The 554-nt window shown below is 62.3% G+C and carries 1 protein-coding gene and 1 pseudogene; both read right to left on the bottom strand.

Going from position 1 to position 554, the window contains the following annotated elements:
* The coding region (tnpB, locus tag CFR76_RS17580; RefSeq protein ID WP_110557953.1) for an IS66 family insertion sequence element accessory protein TnpB at nt 1–302 on the bottom strand (302 nt) is incomplete at its 3' end.
* Nucleotides 299–554 (bottom strand): annotated as a pseudogene (locus tag CFR76_RS18330) (IS66-like element accessory protein TnpA); the annotation flags it as partial. The pseudogene CFR76_RS18330 and the gene tnpB, both read right to left, overlap by 4 nt.

Raw genomic sequence — 554 nt, 5'->3', positions numbered from 1 at the left:
TCCACACCCTCCAGCAGACAAGTCAATTGTGACGGGGAGAGATGGATCGCTCCGTCCTTTGCCGAAGGCCACAGGAAATGCCCGCGCTCGATCCGCTTCGCATATAAGGAAAGGCCGATCCCATCGTGCCAGATCAGTTTCACCAGGTCGCCGCGTCGGCCCCTGAAGGCATAGACGTCACCCGCGAAAGGGTCACGACCCAGTGCTTCCTGGACTTTCAACGCCAGCCCGGGCATCCCCAGGCGCATATCGGTTACACCGGCCGCCAGCCATATCCTCAGCGTGGAAGGAAGCGGGATCATGATCGTAGTGCGCCCACAATCTCACGCAGACGATCAGCGGACAGCCCTGTGTCGAACTCCAGCCGCACACCGTCCGGAAAGACCAGGCTGACGGCTTGGCCGGACAGCGTTCCCTGTTCTCTCCGACGCTCCAATGGCGGCGGCTCGGGGACCGGGGCCACCATGACAGGTATGAACGATGTCCCGCCTTTGGCCTGCGCTTTGGCCCGAGCCTCTCGCCGCCAGCGAAACACCAGACTTGGATGGATCCCA

It is taken from the genome of Komagataeibacter swingsii (assembly GCF_003207895.1).
GTDB lineage: Bacteria > Pseudomonadota > Alphaproteobacteria > Acetobacterales > Acetobacteraceae > Komagataeibacter > Komagataeibacter swingsii.
The sequence above is the reverse complement of the archived record's forward strand: the minus strand, read 5'-3'. Positions and strand labels throughout refer to the sequence as shown.